Raw genomic sequence first — 18,934 nt, 5'->3', positions numbered from 1 at the left:
AGCTCTTCTATGAGTACGTTAGCACAATCCTCTGCTTTTCCTACAGCGCACGATTTGGGCGTCCCTGCCTGCGCTATACTCCCCTGAAGAAGTGTTCCTGATTCGATAGGAGACTACATGTCCAAAGCACTCGACCCCAAAGACACCTGTGTCCTCGTTACCGGTGGCGCCGGCTTTATCGGCTCGCACACCGTCGTTCAGCTGCTCGAGGGTGGTTACCAGGTCGTCATCGTCGATGATCTCTCCAACTCCAGCGCCGTCGCCGTCGACCGCGTCAAGACCATCGTGGGCGACGAGGCCGCCAAGAACCTCACCTTCTACGAGGCCAACGTGCTCGACCGCGATGCGATGAACAAGATCTTCGATACCCATCAGATCGACCGCGTCATCCACTTTGCCGGCTTTAAGGCCGTCGGCGAGTCGGTGAGCAAGCCCGTCGAGTACTACCACAACAACATCGAGAACACCCTGGTGCTCATCGACGTCATGCGCAACCATGGCTGCAAGTCCATCATCTTCTCGAGCTCCTCGACCGTCTACGGCGACCCGGACAACCCGCCCGTCACCGAGGAGGATCCTAAGAAGCCCGCGACCAACCCCTATGGTTGGACCAAGTGGATGATCGAGCAGATCCTTATGGACGTCCACACCGCCGACCCCGAGTGGGACGTCGTGCTGCTCCGTTACTTCAACCCCATTGGCGCTCATCCGTCGGGCCTGATCGGCGAGGACCCCAAGGGCATCCCCAACAACCTGGTGCCCTATGTCGCCCAGGTTGCCGTGGGCAAGCTCGAGGCCGTTCAGGTCTTTGGCAACGACTACCCCACCCCCGACGGCACCGGCGTGCGCGACTACATCCACGTGTGCGATCTGGCCTCTGGTCACGTTGCCGCCCTTAATTGGATGAACGGCAAGACCGGCGTCGAGATCTTTAACCTGGGCACCGGCACCGGCACCTCGGTACTCGAGGTCGTCGCCGCCTTCTCCAAGGCTTGTGGCAAGGAGCTGCCCTACGTGATCCGCGAGCGCCGCGCCGGCGACATCGCTGCCAACTGGTGCGATGCCTCCAAGGCCGAGCGCATGATGGGCTGGAAGGCCCAGTACGACATCGCGGACATGTGCCGCGATAGCTGGAACTGGCAGAGCCACAACCCCAACGGCTTCGCCGACGCCGAGTAGCAAAAACCTACATACCGCTCTTGCCCCGATCTCACGTTGTGAGGTCGGGGCTTTTTCATGGCATGTAACCATTCGCCGAAAATCGACCAACTTTTTTATCTTGCCTGTACATGTTTAAACAACATGTTTTACAATAGGCGTACCGAATCAGAACATCGGAGGCGGACTGCACACCCATCGGCAGGCCGACCCCACAACAAGAAGGTTGGTGAGCGCATTCATGGAGCGTGCAAGCGGCGTCCTCATGCCCGTCTCATCTCTGCCCGGACCATACGGAATCGGCGGCTTTGGCTGGAATGCCTACGACTTCGTCGATTTTCTCGCCTCGTGCAAACAACATTACTGGCAGATTCTGCCCCTTACGACGACCAGCTATGGCGATTCGCCCTATCAGTCGTTCTCGGCCCGCGCAGGCAACCCCAACTTTATCGACTTTGCCGAGCTTATCGAGGCAGGGTATCTGGAGCAGCGCGATATCGATGGCGTGTATCTGGGATCCGACCCCAGCAATGTCGACTACGGTGCTATCTTTGACGGCCGCCGTCAGATTCTCGACCGCGCCGCTGAGCGCTTTGCTGCCGACAAGCCGGCCGATTTCGATGACTTTATCCAGGCCAACGAGGACTGGCTCATCCCCTACTGTGAGTTCATGACCGTCAAAGAGGAGTGCGGTCTCAAGGCGTTTTGGGAGTGGCCCGCGGAGCTCCGCACCCGCGGCGAGGCTTCCGCCAAGGTCTGCGCCGACCATCCGGCGCATATGCTCTACCACCAGATGACGCAGTACTTTTTCGATCGCCAGTGGAGCCGCCTCAAGGCCTATGCCAACGAGCGCGACATTCTCATCATCGGCGACCTGCCCATCTATGTCTCGCGTGACTCCGTCGAGATGTGGGCGACACCTGAGCTCTTTAAGATCGACGCCGCCGGCAATCCGGTGAGCGTCGCCGGCACGCCGCCCGACCAGTTCTCGGCCACCGGCCAGTACTGGGGCAACCCCATCTACGACTGGGACGCCATGGAGTCCGACGGCTTCTCCTGGTGGGAGGGCCGCATTCGCGCCGCCCTCGACATGTACGACGTCATCCGCCTGGATCACTTCCGCGGCTTCGAGGCCTATTGGGAGGTGCCGTTCTCCTCACCCGATTCGTCCTACGGTTCGTGGACGCAGGGTCCCGGCCTCAAGTTCTTCAAGACGCTCGAGGAAAAGCTCGGCACGCTGCCCATCATCGCCGAGGACCTGGGCTTCCTCACCCCCGGCGTCATCGACATGCGCGACAACTCGGGCTTCCCCGGCATGAAGATCCTGCAGTTTGCCTTTGAGGGCACCAACTCGTACTACCTGCCGCATAACTACATCGCCAACACCGTCGCCTATGTGGGCACCCACGACAACGAGACGGCGCGCGGTTGGTTTGAGGGAACGGCCACCCCGCGTCAGCGTGAGCAGGCAGCCCTGTACACCCATCAGCAGGCCGGCGAACCCATGGCAGATGCACTCAATCGCACCATCGCCGCCAGCGTGAGCGACACGTGCATCTACACCATGCAGGACCTGCTCAACTTGGGCAACGAGGCGCGCATCAACACCCCTGCCACGCTGGGCGGCAACTGGACCTGGCGCATGCTCGACGGCGCCATCACCCGCGAGCTCGAGCACAAACTCACCGACTGGACCGAGACCTACTTCCGCATCCCGTCGGAAGCCGAAATCGAGCTTCCTCAATAGGAGCTACCGCGCCCGACCCCTCCCCACCGTGCGGACGCGCTTGCTTTTCCCGCGCGAGGCCACCCCAATCCCCTCGCGCGGGCTTCTTATGAATTGCAGACATGAAACAACCCATCACAGGAGAAAACATGCCCCAAATTAACCTCATGGAACTCGCCGAGCAGTCCTTTGGAACTTCGCTCGAGCAACTCGATGACCGCCGCATTTACAAACTGCTGGTCAAGCTCGTACAGGAGCGCTCCGCCGCCTGCCCGCTCAACAATGGCAAGAAAAAGCTCTACTACATCTCTGCTGAGTTTTTGATTGGAAAACTGCTGATCAACAACATGATCGACCTTGGCATCTATGCCGAGGTTAAAGACCAGCTCACCGCTGCCGGCCACGACCTCAACAAGATTGAGGAGTTTGAGGTCGAACCGTCGCTGGGCAACGGCGGCCTGGGCCGTCTGGCCGCGTGCTTCCTGGATTCCATTGCCACGCTGGGCCTTACCGGCGACGGTGTGGGCCTCAATTACCATTACGGTCTGTTCCGTCAGCGTTTTACCGACAACCAGCAAAAGGCCGTCCCCGACGAGTGGCTTAGCGAGCAGGACATCCTGATCGATGACGACCACTCCTACACCGTCGAGTTTGGCGATTTTGCCGTCACCTCCAAGCTCGTCAACATCGATGTGCCCGGTTACGGCCAGCCCACCAAGAACCGCCTGCGTCTGTTTGACCTGGCAAGTGTCGACGACGGCCTGGTCCCCAGCAGCTCCATCGACTTCGACAAGACGAAGATCGCCAAGAACCTCACCTTGTTCCTTTATCCGGATGATTCCGATGAGCAGGGCCGCCTGCTTCGCATCTACCAGGAGTACTTCATGGTGAGCAACGCCGCCCAGCTCCTGATCGACGAGGCCGTCGAGCGCGGCAGCAACCTGCACGATCTGGCCGACTACGCCGTGGTCCAGATCAACGACACGCACCCCACCATGGTCATTCCTGAGCTCATCCGCCTGCTCACCACCGAGCACGACATCGAGTTTGACGAGGCCGTTGCCATCGTGCGCTCCATGGTCGCCTACACCAACCACACGATCCTTGCCGAGGCGCTCGAGAAGTGGCCGCTCGCCAGCCTGCAGAAGGTCTCGCCCGCCATCGCCGACATCATCGTCAAGCTCGACGAGGTTGCCAAGGCCGAGCACGACGACCCGCGCGTCGCCATCATCGACGAGCACGACACCGTCCACATGGCCCACGTGGACATTCACTTTGGCTTCTCCATCAATGGCGTCGCCGCACTCCACACCAAGATTCTGGAGGACACCGAGCTTCACCCGTTCTACGAGATCTATCCCGAGAAGTTCTCCAACAAGACCAACGGCATCACCTTCCGTCGTTGGATCCATGGCGCCAACCCCGCGCTCGCCAACCTGCTCGACGATGTGATCGGCACCGATTGGCGCAGCACCGGCGACCTGAGCAAGCTCGCCGAATTCGCTAACGACAAGGATGTTCTTGAGCGCCTGGCCGCCACCAAGGCCGAGGCCAAGACCATCATGCGCCAGTTCATGGCGCTCGAGCAGGGTGTGACCATTCCCTCCAACGCCATCATCGATGTTCAGGTCAAGCGTATCCACGAGTACAAGCGCCAGCAGATGCTCGCGCTCTACATCATCTGGAAGTACCTCGATATCAAGAACGGCAACAGACCTAAGCACCCCATCACCATCATCTTCGGCGGCAAGGCGGCACCTGCCTACACCATCGCCCAGGACATCATCCATCTGATTCTGACGCTGTCGCAGTGGATCGCCAACGACCCCGACGTGGCCCCCTACCTGCAGGTTGTCATGATCGAGAACTACAACGTCACCGCTGCTGAGCGTGTGATCCCCGCCGCCGATATCTCCGAGCAGATCAGCTTGGCCTCCAAGGAGGCGAGCGGCACCTCCAACATGAAGTTCATGCTCAACGGTGCTTTAACCCTGTGCACGCTTGACGGTGCCAACGTGGAGATTGCCGAGCTCGTGGGCGACGAGAACATCTATACCTTTGGTGCCTCTTCCAAGCAGGTCGAGCAGCTCTACGCCGACGGCAGCTATGACGCCGGCGCGCTCTATCGCAAGCCCGGCATCAAGCTGCTGGTGGACTTCATCACCAACCCCGCCTTTATGGCGACCGGCAACGCCGAGCGCCTGCAGCGCCTGCACGACGACATTAAGGGCAAGGACTGGTTTATGGCCCTGCTCGACATTGAGGAGTACATCCAAACCAAGGAGCGCGTGCTGGCCGACTACGAGGACCAGGACGCTTGGATGCGCAAGGCGCTGATCAACATCGCCAACGCCGGCACCTTCTCGTCTGACCGCACGATCTCCCAGTACAACGACGAGATTTGGCACCTGAGCTAATTTCGCTTCCCTTACCCATCCTCTTGAGAAACGGAGTCGTGGCAACACGGCTCCGTTTTTTGTGCCCGCACGTTATCCTGTGACCCGACTCGACCGAAGAATCTCGATCTGTAACAGCTACTCGGTAAAAACGGCCCCAGCTGTTACAGATTGAGACATACCGGCCCCTCCCCTTGGGTCTATCTCGATCTGTAACATCTAACGTCCGAAATCGGCCCTACCCGTTACAGATCGAGACAAACGACCGGTCAGACAGCCCCGACACAAAGAAAGGCTCCCCTCTCGCCCAGTGGACGGGAGGGGAGCCTTATATGTGACCGCGGCAAAAGGATGGCAATACCGCAGTCGCCCAAAGGGAGGGCCTGGATGCACCGGGCCTAGATAAGGTTCTTGCCAGAGACCTTATCGAAGAGGTGGGTCGCGTTCTTCTCGAACTTGAACCAGATGGTGTCGCCAGCCTTGAGCGCGCCCTTGGCCTCGAGGTCGACGACGGGGATAATCAGGACAAACTGGCCGTCGGGAGCGGTCACGTGGACATGCTCGGTCGAGCCCATGAGCTCGGTCACCTCGACGGTACCCTGGAGCGCGCCCTCCTCGCCCTTGTCGGCAAGCAGGATCTGCTCGGGACGCACGCCGGCCGTAATCTCCTTCACGTCGCCGCCGTCCCAGTTGAGGGCAAGCTGAGCGCAAGTCTCGGGGGCGAGCGCCACGTTCATATCCTCGGTCTTGACGGTAAAGCCGTTGCCCGAGCGCACCAGCTGGGCATCGAAGAAGTTCATCTGCGGCACGCCGATAAAGCCGGCAACGAAGATGTTCGCGGGATGATTGAAGACCTCCTGCGGGGTGGCGATCTGCTGGACGACGCCGTCCTTCATGACCACGATACGGTCACCGAGGGTCATAGCCTCGGTCTGGTCGTGAGTAACATAAATGAACGTGCCCTTGATCTCGTGGCGCAGCTTAATGAGCTCGGCACGCATCTGGTTACGAAGCTTGGCGTCCAGGTTGGACAGCGGCTCGTCCATCAGGAAGACCTTGGGGTCACGCACGATGGCGCGGCCGATAGCGACACGCTGGCGCTGGCCGCCGGAGAGCGCCTTGGGCTTACGGTCGAGGTACTCGGTAATGCCCAGAATCTCGGCAGCAGAGCGAACCTTGCGGTCGATCTCGTCCTTGGGAACCTTCTTGAGCTCAAGCGTAAACGCCATGTTCTCGTACACCGTCATATTGGGGTACAGAGCATAGCTCTGGAACACCATGGCGATGTCGCGGTCCTTGGGTGCCACGTCGTTGACGCGCTTGCCATCGATGAGCACATCGCCCGAGGTGATGTCCTCCAGGCCGGCGACCATGCGCATCGTCGTGGACTTGCCGCAGCCAGAGGGGCCAACGAGGACGACGAACTCCTGGTCGTGAACGGTGAGGTTGAAGTCCTCTACAGCGAGCACACCGTCCTCGGTAACCTTGAGGTTGTGCTTCTTCTCCTCGGTCTTCTTCTTTTTGCCAAAGAAGCCCTTCTTTTTGGACTCGGTGTTGGGATACACCTTCTGAACATGCTTGAGAACGATCTCGGCCATGTCTCTACCTTTCGATATGCGGCGCCATGTTGAGGGCGCCGCAGAAACTTGCAAAACAGTTACGGCATCAGCCCTTGACGGCACCTGCCACCACACCGTCGATGATGTACTTCTGGCAGAGGATGTACATGATGACGATGGGGATAACGACCATCATGATGCAGGCCATCATGGGGCCGAGCTCGACGTGGCCGTAGCCGCCGCGGAAGTACTGGATCAAGATAGGAATGGTCTTGTACTTGGTGGAGTCGAGCGTAAGGTAGGGCAGCAGATAGTCGTTCCAGACCCACATGGTCTCGAGGATGCCGACCGAAAGATAGGTGGGCTTCATGATGGGAAGGACGATCTTAAAGAACACCTGGACCGGGTTGCAGCCATCAATCATGGCCGCCTCCTCGATCTCGAGCGGGATGTTCTTTACAAAACCGGCGAACATAAAGACCGCCAGGCCCGCGCCAAAGCCGAGGTAGATAAAGCAGATGTTGAACGGCGTGTTGAAGCCGATGCGGTCCGCCAAATTGGACAGCGTGAACATGAGCATCTGGAACGGCACGACCATCGAGAACACGAACAGGTAATAGAAGAAGTTCGAGATCTTGTTGTTGACACGAACCACGTACCAAGCGCACATGGAGCAGCACACCAAGATCAGCACGACCGACGTGACCGTGATGATGAGCGAGTACATAAATGCCGAGGCAAAGCCCTGCTCGTTAAGGGCGTGCATGTAGTTTGCGAGGCCGTTGAACGTCTCGGGCGTGAGCAGATCGAATGCCGTGGTGGTGCTGATTGCGGTCGCTTTCTTAAAAGAATTAAGCGCAATCATGAACACGGGGTAGATCCACGCGAGCGACAGGATCGTAAAGAAAATCGAGAGCGCGCGGTTGATAACCTTATCGCGTTTCATTACTGCTGCACCTCCTTGGACCTCGTGGCCTTAAGCTGGATCATGGAGATGGCCACGACCAGGATGCAGAAGATAACCGCCTTGGCCTGACCAATGCCCTGCCATGCGATACCGGCACGCGAATAGAACGTGTTGTAGATGTTCAGGGCGAGCATCTCGGTGGAGTGCGCGGGGGCGCCGCCGGTAAGGGCGAGGTTCTGGTCGAACAGCTTAAAGCCGTTGGTGATGGACAAGAACAGGCAGATAGTGATGGTCGGCATCAGGTTAGGGATCTTAACCTTCCAAAACGTCTGCCATGCCGTGGCACCGTCGACCTTGGCGGCCTCGATGTAGTCGGACGGAATGGACTGCAGACCAGCGATGTAGATGATCATCATGTAGCCGACCTGCTGCCACAGGGTCAGGATGATAAGGCCCCAGAAGCCAGCAGCAGAGTTAAGGGCAATGAGCTGGGCGCCCACGTTGGAGAGCAGGCAGTTGATCAGAATCTGCCAGATGTAGCCCAGCACGATGCCGCCGATCAGATTAGGCATAAAGAAGATCGTACGGAAGATATTGGTGCCCTTGAGCGCTTTGCGGGTGAGCGCCTGCGCAATGGCGAGGGCGATCACGTTGATGAGCACCGTCGACAGGAAGGCAAACGCCACGGTAAAGAAGAACGACGTGGCAAACTGCGGATCGGACAGTGCGCGCACGTAGTTCTCGATACCGACAAAGTGCGTATTGTTGATGGTAATAAACTGGCAGAACGAGAGATAGAAGCCCTGGATAAAGGGGATCACGAACCCGATCATAAACGCCAGGCACGTGGGCAGCATAAAGAGCGGCCACCAGCGCTTGAGTGCTTTGCCCATAGAAGGGTCCTTTCAATATGCAGGGGGCGGGCAAACCAACGTCTGCCCGCCCCCTGTCGCTAATCAGATAGCTTGGGCAGCAACTACTTACTCGGAAGCAGCCTTCTCGGTCTTCCAGCCATCGACGAAGGCGTTCTTGACGCCGTCCCACTTGCTGTTGTCGGCAGCATAGGCGATCAGAGCCTGCTTGAGGTTCTTCTTCCACTCCTCAGAGGGGATGTAGACGAAGTCCCAAGCGACGGTCTTCTTGCCGTCCTTGGCCATGGCAACGGCCTGCTGCGAGAAGACGTTGGTGGTCTCCTTAGCGCTCTTGAACGGGGCAGTCAGACCCATCTTGTCAGCGATGATGCTGGTGGCGGTGTCAGAAGTAACGCACCAATACATGAAGTCCTCGGTTGCCTTCTGGGCATCCTCGGAAGCCTGGGAGCTGACGCACCAGTAGTTCTCGCCGCCGGAGCACAGGCCCTGGTTCTCCTCGCCGTCGACACCAATGTAGATGGGCATCATGCCAATCTGATCGTCGGTCATGCCGGCCTTGGTGAGGTCAGCGTAGGCCCAAGAACCGTTCTGATAGAAGACGGCCTTGCCGGTTGCGAACTCGTTGGTGGCGTCGTCGCCGGTCTTGGAGGCAAGCTGCGAAGGATCGCAGGTGGAGTCGGTGATGTACAGGTCGAAAATCTGCTTGAAGTTGTCGAGATACTCGCCCTTGATCTCGTCGTCCTCCTGGTTGTGCTCCTTCTCGAACTCGTAGTAGAGCGGGAGGTTGGCAAGGTGGGTGGTGTAGCGCCAGCTGGAGGAGTCATCCATGCCGGCGGAAGTGAAGGCACCCTCAACACCAAGCTCGTCCTTGCGGGCCTGGATGTCGTCGGCACAAGCCTTCAGCTTGTCGAAGGAGTTGATGTCCTCGGCCTTGTAGCCAGCCTTCTCGAGCAGCTGCTTGTTGTAGATAATGCCGTAGCTCTCCTGGACCCAGTCGATACCCAGATCCTTGCCGTCGGACTGCAGAGCCAGGGAGTCGTCAATGAGCTCACCGCGGAGCTTGGTATCGGACAGGTCGGCGCAGTAATCCTTCCAGTTCTTAAGACCGGTGGGGCCGTTGACCTGGAACAGGGTCGGAGCGGAGCTCTTGGACATCTCGGACTTGAGCTTCTCCTCGTAGGTGTTGGAGGCGGCGGTCACGATCTTGACCTCGACGCCCTTCTCCTTCTTATAGGCCTTGGCGATCTCCTTCCACTCCTTGTCGACCTCGGGCTTGAATTGGAGGAAGTAGACCTCGGCAGCGTCACCAGAAGCAGAGGAGCCGGAGCCAGCAGAACCGCCGCAGCCCACGAGACCCAGACCAAGAACCGCAGCCGCGGAACCAGCAAAGCCCAGGAACTGCCTTCTGCTCATTTCGTTCTTCATTACAATCCACCCTTTCACACCGTGGCGGCACCCTTTGCCGCCGCCTTCGGAGATTGGCTCGGGGACTTTGCCCCTTTTGCTGATTTGTACGATACGCTATTTAGCTAGTTGTTTGAACAAGTATTACTAGAGCGGTAGAAAAACTTCGGTGAACGGTAATTTCAACTTGATACTTGACAAGTTTTGTATAAACAATTATTTGTTATCGAATGCAGAGAAAACGCCCGGTCAAGCCGATGCATCGTCGGTTTGACCGGGCGTTTTCTCTTTGAGGGCATGAGTCTCGTCAGGCTGCGAGCTAGCCGGCTATCGCTTGGAGTTGACGCGGTAGTGGAAGATCTCAGGATGCGTACGGGCGTGCGTAACCTCGAACAAAATGCCATCCGAGGTGTATGACTGGCTCTCCATGACGGCGACACAGTTGTATTTGCCAAGGTCCAAGTAGCTGCAGTCCTCATCGTTGGCAAGCTCGACGCTCACCGTACGGCGACTCGCCATCACTTTGACGCCGCGTTTGTGCTCCAGATAGTCGTAAATTGACTTTGCAGCGATCTCGGGCGTCAGACCCTTGGCGATCGACTCCAAAAAGTAGCCGTGGTCCACCTGGCGAGCATTGCCGTTGAGGCTTCGGACACGCACTACACGAATCAGCTCCTCGCCCACCTTAAAGCCCAGGCGACGAGAAAGTTGCTCAGTGCAAATCAAATGTTCAAAAGACTTAACGTCCGTCGATGCAACGGCATTGTTGCGCTTTGCAAACTCGCCAAACGACTCAACCTCTTCGAGTGCGCCCAACATGTCGGTTTCGCCCTTAAGCCAAATAACGCGCACGCCCTTGCCGTGTATGGGCTGCACAAACATCCCGTCGGCCAGCATACTCAAGGCGCGACGGACGGTATTGCGAGTGCATCCGAACTCCGCGGTCAGCTCGGCTTCGGTTGGCAGCATCTCCTGAAACGCATAGGTCCCATTAATGATGCGCGAGCGTATTTCTCGGTAGATTCCTTCGTATATCGCTTTTGGCATTGTTTCACCTCTACATTATTCATTTCCGGCTAGGCACGATAGCATTTCTTAAAGTTGTTTAAACCGAATATCGGTAAAGCGACAGGATTTAACCGTTGACGGTTTCTGTCATGCCCAAATCGGTTTCGCTCAAAACTGCCGGTACGACAATCGTCTGGTCCTCTACAATGAATCCATTGTTTAAACGTTTCCCCACGCGCAACGCGCCTCGATATTCGGAAGGCAGAACATGCTGCAAAAAATCCAACGCTTTGGCGGGGCAATGTTCGCGCCCGCCATGCTGTTTTCTATATCAGGCCTCATGGTCGGCGTCTCCGCTCTCGCAACGACTGCGGACATCGTCGGCGATCTCGCCGTATACGGAACCCCTTGGTACGTTTTTTGGGCCATCATCCAGCGCGGCTCATGGACAGTCTTTAAACGCCTCCCGCTCCTTTTTGCCGTAGCGCTGCCTATCGGTCTTGCCCAAAAGCAACCGGCACGCTGCTGCCTCGAGGCTCTCGTCGCCTATTTTGCCTATTGCTTCTTTTTGAGCGAGATCATTAAGCTGAGCGGAGACAACCTTGGGCTTAAGTACCCGTCATCTTTGACCCCCGCCAACGGCATCACCGTCATCGACGGCATCAAGACGCTCGACACCGGCATTATCGGCCCGCTGACGGTATCGGCAACCGTCGTTGCCATCCATGACCGCTTCTACGATGCCAAGGTTCCCGATTGGCTCGGCACCTTCTCGGGCTCCTCGCTGGTCTACCTCATCAGCTTTTTTGCCGTGTTTGCCCTTGCCGCTATCTCGGCCGCCATCGTGCCCTCCGTATACGCAATGACCGAAACGCTGCGCCATGCACTTACGAGCGTCGGCCCCTTTGGCGTGGGCATCTTTGTGTTTTTGGAGCGAGCGCTCGAGCCTATGGGGCTGCACCACCTGCTCTACATGCCAATCTACTACGACAACCTGGTCATTAACGACGGCATCTACGCCACGTGGAGCAGTTTGCTCCCCATCCTCTCCCATAGCACGCGCCCCCTTAATGAGCTTGCGCCGTGGGCCGGTTTTACCGCCACCGGCTGGGTCAAGCTCTTTGGCCTTCCTGCCATCGCAGCTGCGTTCTACTCCACCGCAAAACCCGAGCGCCGCGCCGGCCTCAGGGTCATCCTTGTTCCCGCCATCATCGCCTCGGTGGTTTGCGGCGTTACTGAGCCACTCGAGTTTCTCTTTATGTTCACCCACCCCGGGCTCTTTTTGCTCTACGCCGTCTTATCGTCTTGCCTTGCCACAACCATGAATCTCTTTGGCATCGTCGGCATCTTCTCGGGCGGCCTCATGGAGATGGCAGCCTTCAACTTTATTCCGCTCATGCGCACGCATGCCGGTGCCTATCTTTTGGCGCTCGGTATCGGCCTTGCCTTTAGCCTCATCTTTTTTGTTAGTTTTCGAGCACTCATCTTGGTCTATGACCTTAAGACTCCGGGCCGCGAGGATCATGTCGTCAATCGCGCGGCAATCGATTGTTTAACGGGAAGCGACTTTGCCAAAGAGCAATCTCCCAATGACGAGGTCAATAGTCGATCCGATCAAGATCACGTCCTCGCTGAGCGGATAATTCAGCTTTTAGGTGGCGTTGGCAATATCGTGGGCGCAACCAACTGCGCCACGCGCCTGCGCGTCGAGGTCGCAGACCCTTCCATCGTTGCAGATAACGCGTCGTTTGTCGCGGTGGGCGCCAAGGGCCTCATCATTACGGGCAAGACCGCCCAGGTGGTCATCGGCATCTCCGTTCCCCGCGTTAAAGAGCATTTTGACCAGATCATGGGCCTCGAGCCGGAATTTGTGCCCACCACCTCGGCCTCCCCTGCCGCCAGCGCAGCCCATAAGCGCGGCAATATTTGCTTCTTCGATATCGACGGAACGCTCGCCTGGCAAGACCCCAGGCTCGCCCAAGACCTTCCCGAAGACGAGCGGGACCTCTCCCCCTATCCCAACGAGGCGGTTTCGCAGGCAATCCGCGAGTTTGTCGCCAACGGCAACATGGCCTTTATCTGCACGGGACGCACCCTGAGCTGCATCCACCCCAAACTTCTTGAGCTGCCCTGGACCGGCATCGTCTGTCTTGCGGGCGGTTACGCCGAGATCAACGGACACACAATTCGCGATCTGTCGATGACGCCCAGCATGCTGCAGCGTCTTGCCCCCTACCTTGAGCAATCGGGCGAGGTCATCCGCTTTGAGGGCCTCAACGGCGTCGTGCGCATGAGTGCCGATGCCACCGATGCTCCCGGATACGCGCGCACCCTGGGCGACGCAGTCACGCAGCTGCAACATTACAGTGTCTACAAGATCTTGATGTCTACATCGCTCGCCAACCACATCGCTCAAGATAAGGCACTTGAGCCGCTGCTGTGCTTTAACGAGCTCGAACTCGAGGTAACCGAAATCTCGCCCCGCGAATGCACGAAGCGCGGGGGCATCCAGTCTGTACTCGACGCCCTCGATCCCCACCACGGAACCGTATACGGCATTGGCGACGCCAGCAATGACGTCTCGCTGATGAACGCCGTCGATGTCGGTATCGCCATGGGCAATGCACCGGACTATCTCAAGGATAAGGCCGATTACGTGACCGACACCGTCGATCACGACGGTGTCGTTGCGGCGCTCGAGCATTTTAGGCTGATTTAGGCGCGCTCCATCAAACGCACGCCCGTTGTCCCAAATCGCCAAAACTGCCGCGCCAAACGCCCTAATGTGGCAATATGTTGTCTGCATATTGCATCAACGCAACCTCAGAAAGAATGCGAGAACCCGTGTCCAGTCCGTTTACCAGCTTTTTAGCCCAGCACTTTGACCAGATTAACGACTATCTGGCCACGTTCTTTGACGGACAGGCGACCTCTGCCGATATCGAGCGCTACCTGTATGCGCCGCTCTCGGCTTTTACGGCCAACGCCGGCAAGCGCCACCGCCCGCTTATCTGCATGCTCGCCGCAACCGCAGTGGGCGGTAGCTTTGAGAGCGCCCGCAGCGCCGCGGCAGCTATCGAGCATTTCCAGTCGGGCGCGCTGATCCACGACGACATCGCCGACAACGGACAGCTTCGTCGAGGCAAGCCCTGTATGCACCTTACCGAGGGCACGGGCCTTGCCATCAATTGTGGCGACCTGGCGCTCACCATGGTCACCAAGACGGTTCTCGACGACTCTACGCTGGAGTCCGACGTGAAGCTGCGCGTGCTCCACGAGCTTACCGAGATGATCGTCCGCACCATTGAGGGTCAAGCACTCGACCTGGGTTGGGTCCGTGACGGGCGCTTTGATATCTCGGTTGATGACTACCTGGACATGGCGACGCACAAGACCGCGTTTTACAGCGGAGCCACGCCGCTTGCCGCCGGAGCCATTATCGGCGGCGGCAGCGATGAGCAAATCGAAGCGCTGCGCGCCTTTGGCCTACACACAGGCCTTGCCTTTCAGATTCATGACGACCTGCTCAACCTTGTCGGCACTAAGGAAGCCGCCAACAAGGACTTCCGCACCGACATCACCGAGGGCAAGCGCACGCTTGTCGCCGTACACGCCCTCTCTGATGAGCGCCACCACGACGAGGTCGAGGAGCTTCTTTCCTCGGGCACCGATGATCCCGCGCAGCTCGCACGCGCCGTGGAGATCTTCCAGGAGACCGGCTCTATCGATTACGCCCACACTTACGCGCTCGACCTGACCGCTAAGGCCAAAGCGGCCATCGAGAACGTTGAGCTTGATCCGCACGCACGCGAGCTGTTCCTCTCCATGGCAGATTTCTTTGTGGAGCGCCTTAACTAACGGGGGTTATAAAACCTGTCAGCAGCGTATTTAGGCACAACTTGCTACACTGTTGAGTGCATGTTTATGCATCCCTTTGCGTTGTCTATCCGACAGACGCTCAAATAGTACGAATGGTACGCCGAAAGGGGTTCGTTCATGGAACCTATTACAACGGGCATGCAAGGAGCAGCCGTCGAGGACGTGCAGTCTCGTCTCCTGCAGCTCGGCTACACGATTGATGCCGCCGAAGTCACCGACAAGTACTTTGGAGCCACCACTGAGCAGGCCGTCAGCACCTTCAGGCTCGACAGCGGCCTTGCTGCCGGTCATGCCGTCGATATCCCCTGTTGGAGCGCCCTTGTAGACGCTTCGTATAAGCTGGGCGACCGCACCCTCTATCTGCGCATGCCCAATTTCCATGGCGCCGATGTGCAGGCCCTGCAGCGCGCTCTCAACGTTTTGGGCTTTGCCTGTGGCGAAGACGACGGCTACTTTGGTCCGCATACCGAGGCCGCCCTGCAGCAGTTCCAGGAAAATGTCGGCCTGTTTGCCGACGGCATGGCCTTCCAGGACACCTACGCCTACATCAACCGCCTGCACCATGTGTGGGAGGGCAAGCCCTCGGTCACCGAAGCCGAGTCCCGCATCGGTTTTGCTCGCGCCGCCAACGTGCTCGAGCGCTTTCAGATTGCCGTTATCGGCGAGGACCCCATCGCACGCAGTGTTGCGTCGCGTATGTGGAATATCGCCACGGCAACGACCGACAACAGCGGCATGATGCTCTGCGACTCCGAGGTCCCAACCGACGTTGACCTGGTGCTCGAGATCGCAAGCGACGAGCCGCCCGCCGACGCCGCACCGCGCGCCACGATTGCCCTCGCCGAGTGCCACAACCTAGCCCAGCGCATCCGCACTGCCAATGTCGCCGCACAGCAGAAGCCGGCACGCATTCGCATTGAGCTCACGGGCATGACGCGCTACAACGGCACCTTCACGGCCAGCGACGCGCAGACACTCGCCGTACGCCTGCTCGATGGCGTTTGCGATGCCCTCGCAGATTAGGTAAACTAAACGAGTTGCTTTTGGGCAACACCACACATTGGGACGTAGTTCAACGGTAGAACTCCGGTTTTTGGTGCCGGCTGTTGGGGGTTCGAATCCCTCCGTCCCAGCCATTAAAATTGAGCGCCCTGAGCCCATAACGGCCCAGGGCGCTTTCTTGTGGGCAAGCGGAGAAATTCGAACCCGCAAGGGTGCGAATCCGAGGAAACGCGAAGCGTTTTCCAGCGCAGCACGCAAGGAGCGAAGCGACGCAGCGGGGCACGGCCGCCGAAAAGGCGGACGCGGAATCCCTCCGTCCCACAGCCGGCACTTGGGGACGTTCCTAAAGTGCCGGCACTAAAGGAACGTCTCCAAGTGCCGGCCTCCCAAAAATCTACCTTTAAAAGACAGGCGCCCCAGGCCCATAAGGACCAAGAGCGCCTTTCATCTAGAAAATATCAGCCCAGTTCCGAAAAGCGAGCCGCATGCGACAACCAAGTAGCCGCAGGCCCCGGGAGAGTGGGGACACCGGCTTAGGTTTATCGCGAGTTCCGCACGAACAGGAGGCCACTTAATGTGGCCTCCGTCGTGAGCAGGACTGTAGAGCAGGAAACCTAAGCCGGTGTCCCCACTCTCCCGGGGCCGAACGCCCTAGTTGTTGAGCATGCGGTCGAAGCTTCCCGAGTCGCCATCCCGATAGTCTGCGGTCATCAGAATCTCCTGCGGAATGCGCCCGCCCTCGCGCAGCACGTTGCGGAACTGCACGCGCGTAACCATGGGCAGATCCTTAATCGTCGCCGCCAGGTTCTGCGGCACGCCCTGGTTGGCAGCAGCGGGCTCGCACGCGCCGCCGGCCTTCACGCGACGCCTATGCTCGGCGAGCATGGCGCGGTACATGCCGGCATGCAGGCGAATCTCAACCACATTGGCATTGCGAGCCTGCTCGACGATGCGCGCGCCCTCGCGGTCGATATCGCCCACATAGTAGACGTAGTTAAAGCGATAGCCAATCTCGGCCAGATAATCGTCCAGGGCATGCGAGACGCTTGCCTTGCATCCGCCGCCAAAAATCACGCCGCCCACCTTGATGCCAAAGAGCTTGGCGTGCTTGCGGCCACGCAGCAGCTTGACGATCTCGTCGTAGGTGTCCAGGTTCTCGACCATAATGAACGGCTTGTCGGCACCCAGCGTAAAGAAACCCGTAAAGTGCACGGGGCGATTGGGAGCGACCTTGATCGCCTGCATGCTGATGCCCTTTTCGGTCATACGCCTGATCAGGCGCTCACCGTGCTTGCCGTCAAAAGCCTTCTCGTCGTTAAAGATCTGGTAGGCACGCTGGCGGCGCGAGGCAACCGGCGTATCGGCACCTCGGTTCTGCTCGATCCAAGCCTGGATGATTGCGATTTCCTCGGCAATCTTGCGGTTGGACATCTCGTTGTGCTGAGTGCGCTGCGGAGCCTTTTTGCCGTCCTTGCCCTCGACCTTAACGATTTGAGTCTGTTGCTCCTTAATCTTGGAGAGCGCCATTGGCGTGGGAACGACCTTGAGCAGCTGCCTGCCCAGGACACGGGCCAGAGCAAACGCCGAAACCTCGCCATGAGCGGGCTGCTCAGGCTGCTGGGCGGCCGCATCGTTTGCAGTCGGTTTGGGCTGCGCCTGGGATTTGTGCTTGGAATCTGCCTGAGCTTTGCGCTCTTGCTTTGGCGCGGACGAGCTCTTTTGCGAACGTTCAGGCTTGTCCCCCTTCGCCGGCTGGCGCTTGGGCTGCTCCACCGGGGTCTCAGCCTTCACATCCTTGTTTTGCGTTGTCGCCTTCTCGGCCACGGTTTCGGCATTTGAGCCACGTCCGCCACGGTGACGACGACGGCGGGGCTTGCTCGAAGCGCTCTCCCCCGCCTGTTTATCAGCGGACTGTTGAACTTTGACCTCGGTGTCAGCCGCAGGCTGCGACTCGGAAGGTTGCTGCTCGCGAGCCGCCGGCTCAACGGTTTTCTCGGTTTGTTCGGCCTTATCGGCCTGAGCGGTCGAAGCCGGCTCGCCCTTCTCCTGACGCTTTACGGGATACGCGCGCCCTGCAAAACCGCGGCCGGGACGACACGAACCCGGAGCCCTCTTGGCAGACTCCTCAACATCGTCTGCAACCTCGGAAGGCTCTTCAACCTCACGCGCGACATCCTGCTGCGCAGCCTTGAAGTGAGCACCGCGACGACGCTTGGGCTCTTGGGCCTCCACGGGCTTTTGTTCCTTCGCGGGCTTCTGCGACTCAGCGGCAACCTCGGTCTCAACAGCCTCAGCATCCGTCTCACCCTTTCGAGCAACGGCGCGACGGAAGCGCTCCTGCTGGGCGCGGCGCTGCGCATCGCGCTTGCTACCCCCGCCAAAACCGCCGCGTCCTGCCTTGGCCGTAAAGGCACGCACGACGTTCTCATCGAGCAACTCATCGGTATCGACATGCTCACGCGGGGCAACTTCTTCCACAGCAGGCACGTCAGCGGGATCCTCGACGACAAAATCCTCGACGGACTCGGCAGGCTGCTCCTGGGCATCGCGGATCTCGGCATTGATGGTATAGAACGCCGGGCGCCCGCTAATGCCGCTACCCTCGATCTTGGTCACGATATTTGCCGCGATAAGCTCATCGCGCATCGCCTTGGTGTCACATTCCTTATCGACGGAGCGGAAAATTTGCGCCAGCGCGCTCGACTTGATCTTGAGCGCCTTGCGGCAAAGCAGGTCGTAGGCAACCAGCTTGGCACGCTCAGCAGAAAGCGATGTCTGGCTGCTCAGACGCTCAGCCAGGGCATCGACATTATTTTGGTTATCGGAATATACCGTCTTGGCCACGGGGCCCCTTTCATATGTACACATATACGTCTATATGGTACAACGCGCGCCCTTATCCACGCAAAACATCTGCGAGAACACTCGAGCGTCACCCGCTTTTGCATCAGAACCACCCTTAAAAAGGGTGGTTTGCTCTTAGGGTATAACCCACGGGCCCCGGGCTCGCGTCTAAAGGCGCG

At 58.7% G+C, this 18,934-nt stretch carries 12 protein-coding genes and 1 tRNA gene; 7 read left to right on the top strand and 6 right to left on the bottom strand.

The window, feature by feature from the left end:
• Positions 1-117 precede the first annotated feature (117 nt).
• From galE to glgP, 3 genes are all read left to right on the top strand, one after another.
• Entirely contained in the window at positions 118-1,179 is a 1,062-nt protein-coding gene (galE, locus tag AB5767_RS01735; protein ID WP_006235870.1) for a UDP-glucose 4-epimerase GalE, read from the top strand.
• 208 nt (positions 1,180-1,387) lie between these two features.
• The gene (malQ, locus tag AB5767_RS01730) at positions 1,388-2,905 is read left to right on the top strand and encodes a 4-alpha-glucanotransferase (RefSeq protein ID WP_233504904.1); all 1,518 of its coding nucleotides are present in this window, start codon (positions 1,388-1,390) and stop codon (positions 2,903-2,905) included.
• 128 nt (positions 2,906-3,033) lie between these two features.
• Positions 3,034-5,301 (top strand): glycogen/starch/alpha-glucan family phosphorylase, encoded by a 2,268-nt coding sequence (gene glgP, locus AB5767_RS01725; protein ID WP_368132167.1) that lies wholly within the window; start codon positions 3,034-3,036, stop codon positions 5,299-5,301.
• Positions 5,302-5,678: 377 nt separating this feature from the next.
• Here glgP and AB5767_RS01720 read toward each other — a convergent pair whose 3' ends face one another.
• From AB5767_RS01720 to AB5767_RS01700, 5 genes are all read right to left on the bottom strand, one after another.
• Positions 5,679-6,878: an ABC transporter ATP-binding protein gene (locus tag AB5767_RS01720; protein ID WP_138113449.1), complete on the bottom strand. Its 1,200-nt coding sequence runs from the start codon at positions 6,876-6,878 to the stop codon at positions 5,679-5,681.
• Between the two features lie 67 nt (positions 6,879-6,945).
• The gene (locus AB5767_RS01715) at positions 6,946-7,785 is read right to left on the bottom strand and encodes a carbohydrate ABC transporter permease (protein ID WP_022095055.1); all 840 of its coding nucleotides are present in this window, start codon (positions 7,783-7,785) and stop codon (positions 6,946-6,948) included.
• Positions 7,785-8,639, bottom strand: coding sequence for a carbohydrate ABC transporter permease (locus AB5767_RS01710; RefSeq protein WP_055285610.1), 855 nt, complete (start codon positions 8,637-8,639; stop codon positions 7,785-7,787). Before AB5767_RS01710 ends, AB5767_RS01715 begins: the two co-directional genes overlap by 1 nt.
• A gap of 87 nt (positions 8,640-8,726) precedes the next feature.
• Positions 8,727-10,043, bottom strand: coding sequence for an ABC transporter substrate-binding protein (locus AB5767_RS01705; protein ID WP_138341397.1), 1,317 nt, complete (start codon positions 10,041-10,043; stop codon positions 8,727-8,729).
• Positions 10,044-10,349: 306 nt separating this feature from the next.
• Positions 10,350-11,069, bottom strand: a complete 720-nt coding sequence (locus AB5767_RS01700) for a GntR family transcriptional regulator (protein ID WP_349071126.1) — start codon at positions 11,067-11,069, stop codon at positions 10,350-10,352.
• Positions 11,070-11,298: 229 nt separating this feature from the next.
• Between AB5767_RS01700 and AB5767_RS01695 the strand changes: the two genes are divergently transcribed.
• From AB5767_RS01695 to AB5767_RS01680, 4 genes are all read left to right on the top strand, one after another.
• The gene (locus tag AB5767_RS01695) at positions 11,299-13,749 is read left to right on the top strand and encodes a PTS transporter subunit EIIC (RefSeq protein ID WP_368132166.1); all 2,451 of its coding nucleotides are present in this window, start codon (positions 11,299-11,301) and stop codon (positions 13,747-13,749) included.
• Between the two features lie 125 nt (positions 13,750-13,874).
• Positions 13,875-14,888 (top strand): polyprenyl synthetase family protein, encoded by a 1,014-nt coding sequence (locus AB5767_RS01690; protein WP_368132165.1) that lies wholly within the window; start codon positions 13,875-13,877, stop codon positions 14,886-14,888.
• Between the two features lie 138 nt (positions 14,889-15,026).
• Positions 15,027-15,932, top strand: coding sequence for a peptidoglycan-binding domain-containing protein (locus AB5767_RS01685; protein ID WP_368132164.1), 906 nt, complete (start codon positions 15,027-15,029; stop codon positions 15,930-15,932).
• A 38-nt stretch (positions 15,933-15,970) separates the two neighbouring features.
• A tRNA-Gln gene (locus AB5767_RS01680) sits at positions 15,971-16,045 on the top strand.
• A 517-nt stretch (positions 16,046-16,562) separates the two neighbouring features.
• Here AB5767_RS01680 and AB5767_RS01675 read toward each other — a convergent pair.
• Positions 16,563-18,755 carry a hypothetical protein gene (locus tag AB5767_RS01675; protein ID WP_368132163.1) on the bottom strand — a complete coding sequence of 731 codons (2,193 nt, stop codon included), beginning with the start codon at positions 18,753-18,755 and terminating at the stop codon, positions 16,563-16,565.
• Positions 18,756-18,934: the final 179 nt, after the last annotated feature.

The organism is Collinsella aerofaciens, from assembly GCF_040926265.1.
GTDB lineage: Bacteria > Actinomycetota > Coriobacteriia > Coriobacteriales > Coriobacteriaceae > Collinsella > Collinsella aerofaciens_BB.
The sequence above is the reverse complement of the archived record's forward strand: the minus strand, read 5'-3'. Positions and strand labels throughout refer to the sequence as shown.